Here is a 14,965-nt window from a genome sequence, read left to right as displayed (position 1 = left end):
ACAGCCGTCCTGTGAGGCGGGGAAGGAGGTCGGCATGACAGCGCGTACCGTGCTGCAGCAGGCTGACATCGCCCGGGCGTTGACTCGGATCTCCCACGAGATCCTTGAGTCCAACCGCGGAACCGACGATCTGGTGATCCTGGGGATCCCGACGCGAGGCGTCGTGCTCGCCCGGCGGATCGCCGAGAACATCCAGCGCATCGAGCCGCAGACCGTGGCATCGCCCGACGACATCGTCGGTGCGCTCGACGTGACCATGTACCGCGACGACCTGTCGCGGAACCCCACGAGGGCTCCCCAGCCCACCGCGCTGCCGGGACCGATCGACGGACGCACCGTCGTCCTCGTCGACGACGTGCTGTTCTCGGGCCGGACGATCCGCGCGGCCCTCGACGCGCTCAGCGACCTGGGCAGACCGCGGGCGGTGCGACTGGCCGTGCTGGTGGACCGCGGGCACCGGGAGCTCCCGATCCGCGCGGACTTCGTCGGCAAGAACCTCCCGTCGGCGGCGTCCGAGCGCATCTTCGTGCGACTCGACGAGGTCGACGGCGAGGAGTCCGTGACGATCGAGGAGCCGGGCACGACCGCTGGACCTGGCACGACCGCTGGACCTGGCACGACGGACGACGGAGGCCGCGCATGAGGCACCTGCTCAGCACCAAGACGCTGTCGCGCGACGACGCCATCACCCTGCTCGACGTCGCGGAGGACATGGCCGACGTGCAGGAGCGGGAGGTCAAGAAGCTCCCGACACTGCGCGGCAAGACGGTCGTGAACCTCTTCTTCGAAGACTCGACGCGCACGCGCATCTCGTTCGAGGCCGCGGCCAAGCGGCTCTCGGCCGACGTGATCAACTTCTCGGCGAAGGGGTCGAGCGTCTCCAAGGGCGAGAGCCTCAAGGACACCGCCCAGACGCTCGCCGCGATGGGCGCCGACGCCGTCGTGGTGCGGCACAGCGCCTCCGGTGCGCCGCAGACGCTGGCGACCAGCGGCTGGATCGACGCCGGCGTGCTGAACGCGGGCGACGGCATGCACGAGCACCCGACGCAGGCGCTGCTGGACGCCTTCACGATGCGCCGCAGATTGCACGGCCGCGGCTCGCGGGGCCGCGACCTCGACGGAGTGAGCGTCACGATCGTCGGCGACATCCTGCACTCGCGGGTCGCCCGCTCGAACGTGTGGCTGCTGCAGACCCTCGGGGCCGACGTGAGGCTCGTCGCTCCGCCGACGCTGCTCCCGGTGGACGTGTCGGGCTGGCCGGCCACCATCGGCTACGACCTGGACAGCGCGATCGACGCGCGGCCGGACGTGGTGATGATGCTCCGCATCCAGGGCGAGCGCATGCACGCCGCCTACTTCCCGACCGAGCGCGAGTACGCCCGGCGCTGGGGACTCGACGAGGAACGACTGGCCCGGCTCGGGGCGGATAGCATTGTCATGCATCCCGGGCCCATGAACCGCGGGCTGGAGATCTCGGCGGCAGCCGCCGACTCGCCGCGGTCGACGGTGCGGGAGCAGGTCGCCAACGGTGTGTCTGTGCGGATGGCGGCGCTGTACCTGCTGCTGTCCGGTGGCGACCGGGACGGCCAGAAGACGAGAGAAGAGCCGGCGGACGGCGGTGCGCGATGAATGACGGTGTGTACAGGAGTGACAAGGTGAGCCAGCAGTACCTGATCAGGGGCGCCTCGCTGGCCGACGGCACCCGCACCGACCTCCTTCTCGCAGCTGGGAGGATCGCCGCGACCGGCGCCGAGGCGTCTGTCGCCGGCGCCACCGTGATCGACGCGGACGGCCTGATCGCCCTGCCCGGGCTGGTCGATCTGCACACGCACCTGCGCGAGCCCGGCTACGAGCAGAGCGAGACCGTGCTCACCGGCACGCGCGCGGCCGCGGCGGGAGGGTTCACTGCGGTCTTCCCGATGGCGAACACCTCCCCGGTCGCCGACACCGCCGGCGTCGTGGAGCAGGTGCTCAGCCTCGGCGAGGCGGCCGGCTACGCGACCGTGCAGCCGATCGGCGCGGTGACCGTCGGGCTGGCGGGCGAGCGGCTGGCCGAGCTCGGGGCCATGGCGGACTCGCGGGCGCGGGTGCGGGTGTTCTCCGACGACGGCAAGTGCGTCTCCGACCCGCTGCTGATGCGCCGCGCGCTCGAGTACGTCAAGGCGTTCGGCGGCGTCATCGCCCAGCACGCGCAGGAGCCCCGGCTCACCGAGGGCGCGCAGATGAACGAGGGCGCGCTGTCCGGCGAGCTGGGACTGACCGGCTGGCCTGCCGTGGCGGAGGAGTCGATCATCGCCCGCGATGTGCTCCTGGCCGAGCACGTCGGCTCGCGCCTGCACGTCTGCCACGTGTCGACGGCCGGCTCGGTCGACGTCATCCGCTGGGCCAAGGCCCGCGGGGTGGACGTCACGGCCGAGGTGACACCGCACCACCTGCTGCTGACCGAGGAGCTCGCTGCGGGGTACGACGCGCGCTACAAGGTCAATCCGCCGCTGCGCCGCGCCGAAGACGTGGAGGCGCTGCGCGCCGGCCTCGCCGACGGCACCATCGACATCGTCGCGACCGACCACGCGCCGCACCCGGTCGAGGCGAAGGACTGCGAGTGGGACGCCGCCGCGTTCGGCATGGTCGGCCTGGAGTCGGCTCTGTCGGTCGTCCAGGCCTCCGTGGTCGACACCGGACTGCTCGACTGGAGGGACATCGCCCGCGTGCTCTCGTCGACCCCCGCGCGGATCGGCCGGCTGGAGGGCCACGGCCTCCCGCTCGAAGCCGGAGCGCCGGCGGAGCTGTTCCTGTACGATCCGACCGCATCGCGCGTGTTCTCGACGGGCGACCTCGCCGGCAAGGGCGTCAACTCGCCGTACCTGTCCAGGACGCTCCCCGGCCGCGTGATCGCCACGTTCCACCGTGGCTACGCGACCGTGCTCGACGGCGTGGTCGTCGACCAGCTGGAGGTGGCCCGTGGATAAGCTCCTGCCGACGATCGGCATCCTGCTCGTCGTCATCGTCGTGCTCGTCCTCGCGATCGTCGGCTGGCGCCGGCGCGTACGCCGTGACGCACCGGCCGGAGGCGGCTACCCGTCGCCGGACACGGTGTCGGCCGTGACTGCCTCCGCCGAGGTGCTCTACGTCGCGACGACAGCGGCGGGGGAGCCGCTGGAGCGCCTCGCGCTGCCCGGGCTCGCATACCGCGGCAGGGGCACTGTCGAGGTCTCGGGCGACGGTGTGCAGCTGCGGGTGACGGGGGAGCAGCCCGTGTTCATCCCCGCGGGCGCCCTGAGCGGCATCGGCGCGTCGACGGTCGCGATCGACCGCGTCGTGGAGCGCGACGGCCTCCTGCGCCTCGGCTGGACGACCAGCGGCGGCGCGGCCGCCGACAGCTACTTCCGGGTCGTGGACCCGGCAGGCCGGGGTCGGTTGACCTCGGCCGTCGAAGACATCATCCCGGCGGCCAGCACGCCGGACGACAGCACCGAAAGGGAGGTGTGACGTGGCCGCAGCAGAACCTGCCGTCCTCGTCCTCGAAGACGGGAAGCGCTATGTGGGCAGGGCCTACGGCGCCCGTGGCCGCACGCTCGGCGAGGCGGTCTTCGCCACCGGAATGACCGGCTACCAGGAGACCCTGACCGACCCGTCCTACGCGGGCCAGATCGTCCTGATGACGGCGCCGCACATCGGCAACACCGGCACCAACGACGAGGACATGGAGTCCCGGCGGATCTGGGTGGACGGCTTCGTCGTCCGCGAGCCCAGCCGCGTCGTCTCCAACTTCCGCGCGCAGCGCAGCCTCGACGACGACCTCGTCGAGCAGGGCGTCGTGGGCATCAGCGGCATCGACACCCGTGCCGTCACCCGGCATATCCGGTCGGCGGGCGCCATGCGCGCCGGGATCTTCTCGGGCGACGACTTCGGCCTGAGCGACTCGGAGCAGCTTGAGCTGGTACTGTCCGGCGCGAAGATGTCCGGCCGCAACCTGTCTGCGGAGGTCTCCACCGTCGAGCCCTACACCGTCCAGGCGGTCGGTGAGCGCGTCGGCTCCGTGGCCGTCCTCGACCTGGGCGTGAAGAGGTCGACCCTCGAGAACCTCGCGGCCCGCGGACTCGACGTCCACGTCCTCCCGCAGCAGGTCACCGCCGAGCACGTGCTCAGCCTCAAGCCGTCCGCACTGTTCTTCTCGAACGGCCCCGGCGACCCGCAGGCCTCCGACAAGCACGTCGCACTGCTCCAGGAGACGCTGCGCGCCGGCGTGCCGTACTTCGGCATCTGCTTCGGCAACCAGCTGCTCGGCCGTGCGCTCGGTCTCACCACCTACAAGCTCCCGTTCGGGCACCGCGGCATCAACCAGCCGGTGCTCGACAAGCGCACGGGACGCGTGGAGATCACGGCGCAGAACCACGGGTTCGCGGTCAAGGCGCCGATCGACGCGACCTTCGACTCTCCCGCCGGATTCGGCACGGTGGAGGTCAGCCACTTCAGCCTCAACGACAACGTCGTCGAGGGTCTCAACTGCCTCGACATCAACGCGTTCAGCGTGCAGTACCACCCGGAGGCGGCGGCGGGCCCGCACGACGCGAATTATCTCTTCGACCGGTTCCTCGAGATGATCCGCGCGGTGGAGCGAGGGGAAGCGCGCAGCGATGCCGCGAGCCCGGCGCCGCAGAAGCCCGCCGGCGAGGCCACGAACGACACCACCCAGGAGAACGACTGATGCCCAAGCGCGACGACATCCACTCCGTCCTGGTCATCGGGTCCGGCCCGATCGTCATCGGCCAGGCGTGCGAGTTCGACTACTCGGGCACCCAGGCGTGCCGGGTGCTCAAGCAGGAGGGCGTGCGCGTCATCCTGGTCAACTCCAACCCGGCCACGATCATGACCGACCCCGACTTCGCCGACGCCACGTACGTCGAGCCGATCACCTGGGAGGTCATCGAGACCATCATCGCGAAGGAGAAGCCGGACGCCATCCTGCCGACCCTGGGCGGCCAGACCGCGCTCAACGCCGCGATGCAGCTCCACGAGCACGGCGTGCTCGAGAAGTACGGCGTCGAGCTGATCGGCGCGAAGTTCGAGGCCATCCAGAAGGGCGAGGACCGGCAGATCTTCAAGGACCTCGTCATCGAGGCCGGTGCGGAGGTCGCCCGCTCGCACATCGCGCACTCCGTCGAAGAAGCACTGGAGTACGCGGAAGACCTGGGCTACCCGCTCGTCGTGCGCCCGTCGTTCACGATGGGCGGCCTCGGCTCCGGCTTCGCCTACACGCCGGACGAGCTGCGCCGGATCGCCGGCGACGGCATCCACCAGAGCCCGACCAGCGAGGTCCTGCTCGAGGAGTCGATCCTCGGCTGGAAGGAGTACGAGCTCGAGCTGATGCGCGACACCTCCGACAACACGGTGGTCGTCTGCTCCATCGAGAACGTCGACCCGGTCGGCGTGCACACCGGCGACTCCATCACGGTCGCGCCGGCGCTCACGCTCACCGACCGCGAGTACCAGAAGCTGCGCGACATCGGCATCGACATCATCCGCGCGGTGGGCGTCGACACCGGCGGCTGCAACATCCAGTTCGCGGTCAACCCGGAGAACGGCCGCATCATCGTCATCGAGATGAACCCGCGCGTCTCCCGCTCGTCGGCGCTGGCCTCCAAGGCGACCGGTTTCCCGATCGCCAAGATCGCGGCCAAGCTCGCGATCGGCTACCGACTCGACGAGATCCCCAACGACATCACGAAGGTCACGCCGGCGAGCTTCGAGCCGACGCTGGACTATGTGGTCGTCAAGGTTCCGCGGTTCGCGTTCGAGAAGTTCCCTGCCGCCGACCCGACGCTCACCACGACCATGAAGTCGGTCGGCGAGGCGATGGCCATCGGCCGCAGCTTCACCAGCGCGCTGCAGAAGGCGCTGCGCTCCCTGGAGAAGCGGGGCTCCTCGTTCCACTGGGGCGCCGAGTCGCGCACGGTCGAGGAGCTGCTGGCGTCGATCGCGACGCCGACCGACGGCCGGATCGTCGACGTGCAGCAGGCCCTGCGCCTGGGAGCGACGCCGGAGCAGGTCTTCGAGGCCACCAAGATCGACCCGTGGTTCATCGACCAGATCGTCCTCATCAACGAGGTCGCCGAGCAGATCCGCGACGCCCAGACCCTCGACACCGACACGCTCCGCTATGCGAAGGACCACGGCTTCTCCGACGCCCAGATCGGCGAGCTGCGCGGCTTCGGCGAGGCGGACGTGCGCGAGGTGCGCCACATCCTGGGTGTGCGGCCGGTCTACAAGACGGTCGACACCTGCGCAGGCGAGTTCCCCGCACTCACGCCCTACCACTACTCGAGCTACGACGAGGAGACGGAGGTCGCGCCGAGCGACTCCCGCAAGGTGGTCATCCTGGGCTCCGGCCCGAACCGCATCGGCCAGGGCGTCGAGTTCGACTACTCGTGCGTGCACGCATCGTTCGCCCTGCACGACGCCGGGTTCGAGACGATCATGATCAACTGCAACCCGGAGACCGTGTCGACCGACTACGACACCTCCGACCGCCTGTACTTCGAGCCGCTGACGCTCGAGGACGTGCTGGAGGTCATCCACGCCGAGTCGCAGTCCGGTGAGCTCGTCGGCGTCGTCGTGCAGCTGGGCGGCCAGACCGCCCTCGGTCTCGCCAAGGGGCTGGAGGCCGCCGGCGTCCCGATCCTCGGCACCACCCCCGAGGCGATCGACCTGGCGGAGGAGCGCGGCCTGTTCGCCGAGATCCTCGAGAACGCCGGCCTGCTCGCTCCGCGCAACGGCACCGCCGTCGACTTCCCGAGCGCCGCGCACGCGGCCGAGCAGATCGGCTACCCGGTGCTGGTGCGCCCGAGCTTCGTGCTCGGCGGCCGTGGCATGGAGATCGTCTACGACACTGCCTCGCTCGCGGACTACTTCGAGCGCGTGGCCGGTCAGGGCATCGTCGGACCCGCGCACCCGCTGCTGGTCGACCGGTTCCTCGACGACGCGATCGAGATCGACGTGGACGCGCTCTTCGACGGCGAGCGGCTCTACATCGGCGGTGTGATGGAGCACATCGAGGAGGCCGGAATCCACTCCGGCGACTCGAGCTGCACCCTGCCGCCCATCACGCTCGGGCGCCGTGAGATCGACCGGGTGCGCGAGGCGACGCTGAAGATCGCCGAGGGCATCGGCGTCCGCGGCCTGCTCAACGTGCAGTTCGCGATCGGCGCCGGTGTGCTCTACGTGCTGGAGGCCAACCCGCGCGCATCGCGCACCGTCCCGTTCGTCTCGAAGGCGCTCGGCATCCCGCTCGCCAAGGCCGCCTCGCGGATCATGGTCGGCGACACGGTCGCCAGCCTGATCGCCGAGGGACTCCTGCCCGAGACCGACGGCTCCGTCATCCCGATGGACTCGCCGGTCGCCGTCAAGGAGGCCGTGCTCCCGTTCAAGCGCTTCCGGACCCGCGAGGGCAAGATCGTCGACTCCGTGCTCGGCCCGGAGATGCGCTCGACCGGTGAGGTCATGGGCATCGACCGCGACTTCCCGACGGCGTTCGCGAAGAGCCAGGCCGCGGCCTACGGCGGCATGCCGCTGGGGGGCACCGTGTTCGTCTCGGTGTCCGACCGCGACAAGCGTGCGATCGTCCTCCCCGTGCTCCGCCTGCAACAGCTCGGCTACGACATCGTCGCCACCGAGGGAACCGCCGAGGTGCTGAACCGCAACGGCATCGCCGCACGCGTCGTCCGCAAGTTCAGCGAGGCCCCGGAGGAGGAGTCGGTCGTCGGACTGATCACGCGCAACGAGGTGGACGTCGTCATCAACACCCCGAGCGGTCGCTCGGCGCGCGCGGACGGGTACGAGATCCGTGCGGCGGCGGTGGCGGGCGACAAGCCCTTGTTCACCACGATCGCCGAGCTGAGCGCCGCCGTGGCGTCGCTCGACGCGGTCCGCGAGGGCTTCGAAGTGACTTCGTTGCAGGAGTACGCGCTGCAGAGGGCCGCGCGCGCGTGACCGACGGCGCGAGCACCGCAGCCGTCTCGTTCGGCGACCGCCTGGCCGGCGTGTTCGCCGAACGGGGCCGCCTGTGCGTCGGCATCGACCCGCACGCGCACCTGCTGGCGGACTGGGGACTGGCCGCCTCCGCCGACGGCGTGCGCGAGTTCGGACTCCGCGTGGTGGAGGCCGTGGCCGGCCGGGCGGGAATCGTCAAGCCGCAGGTCGCGTTCTTCGAGCGCTACGGGTCGGCCGGCTACGCGGCGCTGGAGGACGTGGTCCGCGCGGCGCGCGCAGCCGGCCTGCTCGTGATCGCCGACGCCAAGCGCGGCGACATCGGAACGAGCGTCGCCGCCTACGCGGAGTCGTGGCTCACCCCCGGCTCGCCGCTCGAGGCCGACGCGCTGACGGTCGCCGCGTTCCAGGGCGTCGCCTCGCTCGATGAGCCGATGCGGCTCGCGGAGGAAGCGGGGAAGGGACTGTTCGTGCTCGCCGCGACCTCCAATCCGGAGGCCGCGGCAGTGCAGCAGGCGGTCGTCGCCGACGGACCCCGTGCCGGGAGGACCGTCGCCCGTGCGATCATCGAAGACGTGCACGCGTTCAACCAGGCTCAGCCTCCGCATCCGTTCGGCACCGTGGGCCTGGTGCTCGGGGCCACGGTCGTGCTCGGCGACTACGGCATCGACACGGCCGTCGCCGTCGAGCCCGCCTTCCCGGTGCTCGCGCCCGGCTTCGGGCACCAGGGCGCGAAGGTGGAGGACGTCCGACGTCTCTTCGGCGCATTCGCGCCCGGCGTGATCGTGAGCGAATCCCGGGGCCTGCTGAGCGCCGGCCCCGACCGGCTCGCCGCCGCCGTCGCGCGTCGCGCCGAGGAGGTGCGCGCCAGCCATGGCTGAGCCCCGGTCCGAGCCGATCCGCACCGCCTCGCCCCGCCCGGCGCCGCCCGAGGTGGACCGTGCGGCGGCGTCGGCCGCTGCGGTCGCGGCGCGCCGTGCGCGCGCGGCCGTGAAGAACGCGATCGCCGCGCGCCAGGTGTCCCCGCTGGTCGTCCTCGACCATGCGACCGCCGCGCCCGACGGTGTCGAGGGCCGACTCCGCGTGACCGAGTTCCTGCTCAGTGTTCCGGCGATCGGAACGACCAAGATGCAGGAGGCTCTGCAGAAGCTCGCGATCTCGCCGGCCAAGCGCCTCGGCGGCCTCGGCCGCCATCAGCGTCTCAAGCTGCGCGAGTTCCTGATCGAGCGCGAGAACAAGGCCGGCCGCCGCCGCAACCAGCTGGTGGTCCTCGCCGGGCCGACCGCGGTCGGCAAGGGCACGGTGTCGACCTACATCCGCGAGAACTACCCCGACGTCCTCCTGTCGGTGTCGGCGACCACCCGGGCACCGCGACCCGGCGAGGTCGACGGCGTCAACTACTACTTCGTCGACGACGCCGAGTTCGACCGGATGATCGCCGAGGGCGAGCTGCTGGAGCACGCGACCGTCCACAACGCCTACCGCTACGGCACGCCGCGCGCCCCGATCGAGGACGCGCTGGAGCAGGGCAGGAGCGTGCTGCTCGAGATCGACCTCCAGGGCGCGCGTCAGGTGCGCGAGTCGATGCCGGAGGCCAGGCTCATCTTCCTGCTTCCTCCCACCTGGGAGGAACTGGTGCGCCGGCTCATCGGCCGGGGCACCGAGGACTCGGCGGAGCAGCAGCGTCGTCTGGAGACCGCGAAGGTCGAGCTGGCCGCCCAGGACGAGTTCGACTACCGGGTCGTCAACCACACGGTCGCCGAGGCCGCTCGCGAGGTCGTAGACTTGATGAATGTCCGCGCGGCGCCGTCGCGCCCGTAGACCACCGAGTCTCAGAAAACACAGCGTCGCGCCGCATCCGGCGTCTTCCGCAAGTTCTCCGCGCTCCGCACTCACGAGCCGGACGCACGAACAGAGAGGGTTTCCGCATGGCAACCAGCAACAACGGCATCATCGACCCGCCGATCGACGACCTCCTGGCTCGCGTCGAGTCCAAGTACGCGCTCGTCATCTTCGCCTCCAAGCGCGCGCGTCAGATCAATGACTACTACGCCGATCTGCACGAGGGCAGCCTGTTCGACAACGTCGGGCCGCTGGTCGACTCCTCGGTCGACGACAAGCCGCTGTCGGTGGCGCTGCACGAGATCAACGAGGACAAGCTCGTCATCAAGCCGCTCGCCGCGGAGTAAGCGGGCAGAGCGAGCCCCGCAGCCTGAGAGCCGCTGAACCAGCGGTTCTGCATCAGCGCCAGGAACCACCGCCCAGCGCAGCCGCACGATCGCAGCCGGAGCCCCGGCAACCGATAGAGGAACTCTGCCCACCGAGAGGACTGGCGCCGTGAGCCCACGATTGACCATCGTCGTCGGAGTGACCGGCGGCATCGCCGCGTACAAGGCCGTCGGCGTCATCCGCGCGCTCGTCCTCGAGGGGCATTCGGTGCACGTCGTCGCGACGGAGGCTGCGCTGCGGTTCGTCGGCCGCCCGACGCTCGAAGCGATCAGCCGCAACCCGGTGGCGACCGACCTCTACGAGGGCGTGGCCGAGGTGCGGCACGTCGCCATCGGTCAGTCGGCCGATCTGATCGTGATCGCGCCGGCGACCGCCAACACCCTCGCCAAGCTGGCGGCCGGCCTCGCGGACGACCTGCTCGGCAACACCGTCCTCGCCTCCACGGCGCCGCTGGTCGTCGCGCCGGCGATGCACACCGAGATGTGGCGCAACCCGGCCACGGTGGCCAACGTCGCGACGCTCCGCAGCCGCGGCGTCACCGTCGTCGGGCCGGCCTCCGGCCAGCTCACCGGAGCCGATTCGGGCCCAGGCCGGCTCGAGGAGCCCGACGTGATCGTGCGTGCCGCACTGCGTGCCGCCGGCATCTCGCCTCGCCTCGCCGTCTCCGCCGTCCCCGAACCGGTGGCCGACGTCGTCGTGCTCTCGGAGCGTCGGCGTGCGAACGAAGCGTCCCGGCTGCCGCGCGGCGGCGTCGACCTCGCGGGCAAGCGCATCGTCGTGACGGCGGGAGGCACCAGGGAGCCGCTCGATCCCGTGCGGTTCCTCGGCAACCGATCGAGCGGCCGCCAGGGCGTCGCCGTGGCCGCCGCGGCGCAGGCCCGCGGAGCCGACGTGCTGCTGATCGCCGCGCACCTGGAGGTCGATCCTCCGGAGGGCGTGGAGCTGGTCGAGGTGCAGACCGCTCTCGAGCTGCAGGAGGCCGTGACCGAGGCGGCCCGCTCGGCGGACATCGTCGTGATGACGGCCGCGGTGGCCGACTATCGGCCCGCGGTGACACGCGAGTCCAAGATCAAGAAGTCCGAGGCCGGCGACACGCTGAGCATCGAGCTCGTCGCCAACCCCGACATCCTCGCCGCGCTCTCCGCCACACGACGCGACGGGCAGGTCGTCGTGGGGTTCGCGGCGGAGACCGAGCCGGACCCGTCCACGCTGATCGAGCTGGGCCGCACCAAGCTCGCCGCGAAGGGAAGCGACTTCCTGGTGCTCAACCAGGTGGGCTGGGAGCAGGGTTTCGCAACGGAGAGCAATGAGGTCGTGGTGCTCCGCAAGGGCGGCGATATAGTGATGGAGGCCTCGGGGAGCAAGCTGTCGGTGGCCGACCGTATCCTCGACGTCGTCGTGTAATCGACGACCGGGCCACGGCATCCCGGGCTCACTCCGCGCCGCGATCAAGGAGAACAATGACAGATCTGCGTCTCTTCACGTCCGAGTCCGTCACCGAGGGGCACCCGGACAAGATCTGCGACCAGATCTCGGACAGCATCCTCGACGCCCTGATCGCGGTCGACCCGCACAGCCGCGTCGCGGTCGAGACGCTCGTGACGACGGGGCTCGTGCACGTCGCGGGCGAGGTCACGACCAAGGGGTACGTCGAGATCCCGGCGCTCGTGCGCGAGAAGATCGTCGAGATCGGCTACGACTCGTCCGACGTCAGCTTCGACGGCACCCAGTGCGGTGTCTCCGTCTCGATCGGCGCCCAGTCGCCCGACATCGCGCAGGGCGTCGACAACGCGCTCGAGTCGCGCGCCGAGCAGAGCATCGACGACCTCGACCGGCAGGGAGCCGGCGATCAGGGCATCATGTTCGGCTTCGCCACCACCGAGACCCCGCAGTACATGCCGCTGCCGATCTGGCTGGCCCATCGGCTGGCAGAACGCCTCGCCGCCGTGCGCAAAGACGGCACGCTCGACTACCTTCGGCCCGACGGCAAGACCCAGGTGACGATCGGCTACGAGGGCTACACGCCGCGCTCGGTCGAGACCGTCGTGCTCTCCACCCAGCACGCGCCCCACGTCTCCAGCGAGCAGCTTCAGGCCGAGGTCGTCGAGGAGGTCATCGCGCCGGTCATGCACGCCGCCGGGCTCGAGACCGCCCGCATCCGCACGCTCATCAACCCGACCGGGCGATTCGAGATCGGCGGCCCCAAGGGCGACGCCGGCCTTACCGGCCGCAAGATCATCGTCGACACCTACGGCGGCGCGAGCCGGCACGGCGGTGGAGCCTTCTCGGGCAAGGACCCGTCGAAGGTCGACCGCTCTGCGGCCTACGCCATGCGCTGGGTCGCCAAGAACGCCGTGGCGGCCGGCCTCGCCGACCGCCTCGAGGTGCAGGTGGCGTACGCGATCGGCAAGGCGGCACCTGTCGGCCTCTACGTGGAGACCTTCGGCACGGGAACCGTCCCCGACGAGCGCATCATCCGTGCGATCCGCGAGGTGTTCGACCTGCGCCCTGCCGCCATCGTGCGCGACCTCGACCTGCTCCGGCCGATCTACGCGCAGACGGCGACCTACGGCCACTTCGGCCGCGATCTCCCCGACTTCACCTGGGAGCGGCTGGACCGCGTCGACGACCTGCGCTCCGCCGCAGGGCTCTAGCGTGGGGGCGGCCGCGACGGTCGCTCGTGTCGTCCTCGACTCGCCGCTGCCGCAGCTCGACCACCTGTTCGACTACAGCGTGCCCGCGGAGCTCTCCGGGCAGGTTCGGCCGGGCGTGCGCGTGCGCGTTCCGCTGCGGTCGGCCGGACGCGTCGCCGACGGATTCGTCGTCGAGCTCGCGGAACCGGATGCGGCGTTCTCCGGCACCTTGAGTGCGATCGAGGCGGTCGTCTCCCCGGTGCCGGTCCTGACCGAACCGGTGTGGCGCCTCGCCCGCCGGCTCGCCGATCGGAGCGCGGGGACGGCGAGCGACATCCTGCGACTGGCCGTTCCCGGGCGCATGGTGCGGGTCGAGAAGGCGTGGCTCGCCGCTCAGGAGCAAGCCGGCGACGCCTCCAGCGATCGACCCTCGACCCGGGCGGAGCCACCGACCGAGGCGACGCCTTTCCCGGTGCGCGGCTACCCCGCCGGCGCCCTGGAGGCGGCGGTCGCGGCGGGGGAGCGCCTGGCGCTACGGCCGATCCCGCGCCTCAGCCGCCTCCCCGACGGCACCTGGGTCGGGGAGTGGGCCGTCACTCTGGCGGCGCTCGCCACCGCGACCTGGCGCAACGGCGCGACGGCGATCGTCGCCGTACCCGATCACCGCGACCTGGAGCAGCTGGCGGCGGCGCTGGCGGCGATCGCGCCCGCGAGCGCCGTGGTGCGCGCGGACGCCTCGCAGTCGAACCCCGACCGCTACAAGGGCTTCCTCGCAGCCCTGTCCGGCCCGCGCATCGTGATCGGGAACCGCTCAGTGGTCTACGCGCCTGCGCCCCGGCTGGGCCTCCTCGTGGTCTGGGAGGACAGCGACCCGCTGCTGGCGGAGCCGCTCAGCCCCTATGTGCACGCCAGAGACGCCGCGCTGGTCCGCCAGGAGCTCGAGGGCTGCGCTCTCGTCGTGAGCGGCCTCGTGCGCAGCGTGGAGGCGCAGCGTCTGGTCGAACTCGGCTGGCTGCGTGATGTCGGCCCCGAGCGTGCCTTCTCTCCCAAGGTCGTTCTGACCGCCAACCAGAGCGCGTCCGAGCCGGCGGCGCGTGCAGCGCGCATCCCGTCGTCCGCGTGGCGGGCGGCACGCGAGGCCCTCTCCGGTGAGAGCGGCAGGCCGCCGGGACCGGTGCTGGTACAGGTCGCCCGTCCCGGCTATCTGCCGGTGCTCTCCTGTGCGCACTGCGGCCAGGCCGCGCGCTGCGCGAGGTGCTCCGGACCGCTCGGTCAGGGACGCGCCGGCGCGACCCCGTCGTGCGGCTGGTGCGGCGCGCTGGCGACCGACTGGAGCTGCACGCGGTGCGAGCACACGAAGCTGCGCATGGTGACGCCGGGCTCCGGCCGCACGGCCGAGGAACTGGGACGTGCCTTCCCGGGAACGCGGGTGATCCTCGCCGACGGCGACCATCCCGTGCTGCGCGTCGGGCCTGCGCCCGCCCTCGTCGTCGCCACCCGCGGGGCCGAGCCGATCGCCGACGGCGGGTACCAGGCCGTGCTCCTGCTCGACGGCGAGCGCATGCTCGCCAGGGAGACGCTCCACGTCGCGGAGGACTGCCTGCGCTGGTGGACCAGTGCGTCGGTGCTGGCCGCACCCGGCGCGCCGACCGTGCTGGTGGGCGTCTCCGGCGATCTCGCGCGGGATTTCGCGACCGATCGCCTCGTCGATTTCGCCCGCGAGGAGCTGGCCGACCGGCGTCAGCTGCGTTTCCCGCCCGCCGTGCGGCTCGCCTCCGTCACCGGTGCCGAGGGTGCCGTTCGCGGCGTGCTGGAGGCAGTGGATCCCGGCCTCCTGCTCGACGTCCTCGGCCCGGTCGAAGTGGACGAGAAGGTGGTGCGCGCCATCCTCCGGTTCGAGTACGCGCGCGGCGCCGACGTCGCAGCGGCCGTGCGCGCTGCGGTGGTGCGCAACGCGACACAGCGGCGCAGGGCTCCGGGAGGCCGTCCCGGCTACCGCCCGGCGCCCACCCTCCGCGTCCGCTTCGACGACCCCGAGATCCTCTGACCGCACCTGCCGAGGGGCACGTCGCTGTCACTTTCAGCGCCCGAAAGCGACAACAACGTGCCCCTGGGCG

12 protein-coding genes are annotated in these 14,965 nt (G+C 71.3%); all 12 read left to right on the top strand.

From position 1 onward, the window contains the following. Positions 1 to 34 precede the first annotated feature (34 nt). The 12 genes from pyrR to KNO15_RS03045 all read left to right on the top strand — a co-directional run bounded on the left by pyrR (position 35) and on the right by KNO15_RS03045 (position 14,895). On the top strand, positions 35 to 643 hold the full coding sequence (gene pyrR, locus KNO15_RS03100) for a bifunctional pyr operon transcriptional regulator/uracil phosphoribosyltransferase PyrR (RefSeq protein ID WP_241701984.1): 609 nt from the start codon (positions 35 to 37) through the stop codon (positions 641 to 643). After that, entirely contained in the window at positions 640 to 1,629 is a 990-nt protein-coding gene (locus tag KNO15_RS03095; protein WP_241701983.1) for an aspartate carbamoyltransferase catalytic subunit, read from the top strand. Before pyrR ends, KNO15_RS03095 begins: the two co-directional genes overlap by 4 nt. Then, positions 1,626 to 2,969: a dihydroorotase gene (locus KNO15_RS03090; RefSeq protein ID WP_374113136.1), complete on the top strand. Its 1,344-nt coding sequence runs from the start codon at positions 1,626 to 1,628 to the stop codon at positions 2,967 to 2,969. Before KNO15_RS03095 ends, KNO15_RS03090 begins: the two co-directional genes overlap by 4 nt. Next, the gene (locus KNO15_RS03085) at positions 2,962 to 3,489 is read left to right on the top strand and encodes a PH-like domain-containing protein (protein ID WP_241701981.1); all 528 of its coding nucleotides are present in this window, start codon (positions 2,962 to 2,964) and stop codon (positions 3,487 to 3,489) included. Before KNO15_RS03090 ends, KNO15_RS03085 begins: the two co-directional genes overlap by 8 nt. A 1-nt stretch (position 3,490) precedes the next feature. Beyond that, complete coding sequence (carA, locus tag KNO15_RS03080) at positions 3,491 to 4,708, top strand: glutamine-hydrolyzing carbamoyl-phosphate synthase small subunit (RefSeq protein ID WP_241701980.1); 1,218 nt, start codon at positions 3,491 to 3,493, stop codon at positions 4,706 to 4,708. Next, positions 4,708 to 7,989 (top strand): carbamoyl-phosphate synthase large subunit, encoded by a 3,282-nt coding sequence (carB, locus tag KNO15_RS03075; RefSeq protein WP_241701979.1) that lies wholly within the window; start codon positions 4,708 to 4,710, stop codon positions 7,987 to 7,989. Before carA ends, carB begins: the two co-directional genes overlap by 1 nt. Then, positions 7,986 to 8,867, top strand: a complete 882-nt coding sequence (gene pyrF, locus KNO15_RS03070) for an orotidine-5'-phosphate decarboxylase (protein ID WP_308220418.1) — start codon at positions 7,986 to 7,988, stop codon at positions 8,865 to 8,867. Before carB ends, pyrF begins: the two co-directional genes overlap by 4 nt. Beyond that, positions 8,860 to 9,807: a guanylate kinase gene (gene gmk, locus KNO15_RS03065; protein WP_241701978.1), complete on the top strand. Its 948-nt coding sequence runs from the start codon at positions 8,860 to 8,862 to the stop codon at positions 9,805 to 9,807. Before pyrF ends, gmk begins: the two co-directional genes overlap by 8 nt. Before the next feature lie 107 nt (positions 9,808 to 9,914). After that, the gene (rpoZ, locus tag KNO15_RS03060; RefSeq protein WP_055915880.1) at positions 9,915 to 10,175 is read left to right on the top strand and encodes a DNA-directed RNA polymerase subunit omega; all 261 of its coding nucleotides are present in this window, start codon (positions 9,915 to 9,917) and stop codon (positions 10,173 to 10,175) included. A 160-nt stretch (positions 10,176 to 10,335) separates the two neighbouring features. Continuing rightward, positions 10,336 to 11,619 (top strand): bifunctional phosphopantothenoylcysteine decarboxylase/phosphopantothenate synthase, encoded by a 1,284-nt coding sequence (locus KNO15_RS03055; protein ID WP_241702672.1) that lies wholly within the window; start codon positions 10,336 to 10,338, stop codon positions 11,617 to 11,619. Positions 11,620 to 11,675: 56 nt separating this feature from the next. Then, positions 11,676 to 12,869 (top strand): methionine adenosyltransferase, encoded by a 1,194-nt coding sequence (gene metK, locus KNO15_RS03050; protein WP_241701977.1) that lies wholly within the window; start codon positions 11,676 to 11,678, stop codon positions 12,867 to 12,869. A gap of 1 nt (position 12,870) precedes the next feature. Then, positions 12,871 to 14,895, top strand: coding sequence for a primosomal protein N' (locus tag KNO15_RS03045; protein ID WP_241701976.1), 2,025 nt, complete (start codon positions 12,871 to 12,873; stop codon positions 14,893 to 14,895). Positions 14,896 to 14,965 lie beyond the last annotated feature (70 nt).

This window comes from Leifsonia shinshuensis (genome assembly GCF_022606355.1).
GTDB lineage: Bacteria > Actinomycetota > Actinomycetes > Actinomycetales > Microbacteriaceae > Leifsonia > Leifsonia shinshuensis_B.
The sequence above is the reverse complement of the archived record's forward strand: the minus strand, read 5'-3'. Positions and strand labels throughout refer to the sequence as shown.

Bases quoted from the DNA above. Each gene is read 5' to 3' on its own strand.
- carB (WP_241701979.1), top strand. From the start codon at position 4,708: ATGCCCAAGCGCGACGACATCCACTCCGTCCTGGTCATCGGGTCCGGC.
- KNO15_RS03090 (WP_374113136.1), top strand. From the start codon at position 1,626: ATGAATGACGGTGTGTACAGGAGTGACAAGGTGAGCCAGCAGTACCTG.
- pyrR (WP_241701984.1), top strand. From the start codon at position 35: ATGACAGCGCGTACCGTGCTGCAGCAGGCTGACATCGCCCGGGCGTTG.
- KNO15_RS03095 (WP_241701983.1), top strand. From the start codon at position 640: ATGAGGCACCTGCTCAGCACCAAGACGCTGTCGCGCGACGACGCCATC.
- gmk (WP_241701978.1), top strand. From the start codon at position 8,860: ATGGCTGAGCCCCGGTCCGAGCCGATCCGCACCGCCTCGCCCCGCCCG.
- metK (WP_241701977.1), top strand. From the start codon at position 11,676: ATGACAGATCTGCGTCTCTTCACGTCCGAGTCCGTCACCGAGGGGCAC.
- rpoZ (WP_055915880.1), top strand. From the start codon at position 9,915: ATGGCAACCAGCAACAACGGCATCATCGACCCGCCGATCGACGACCTC.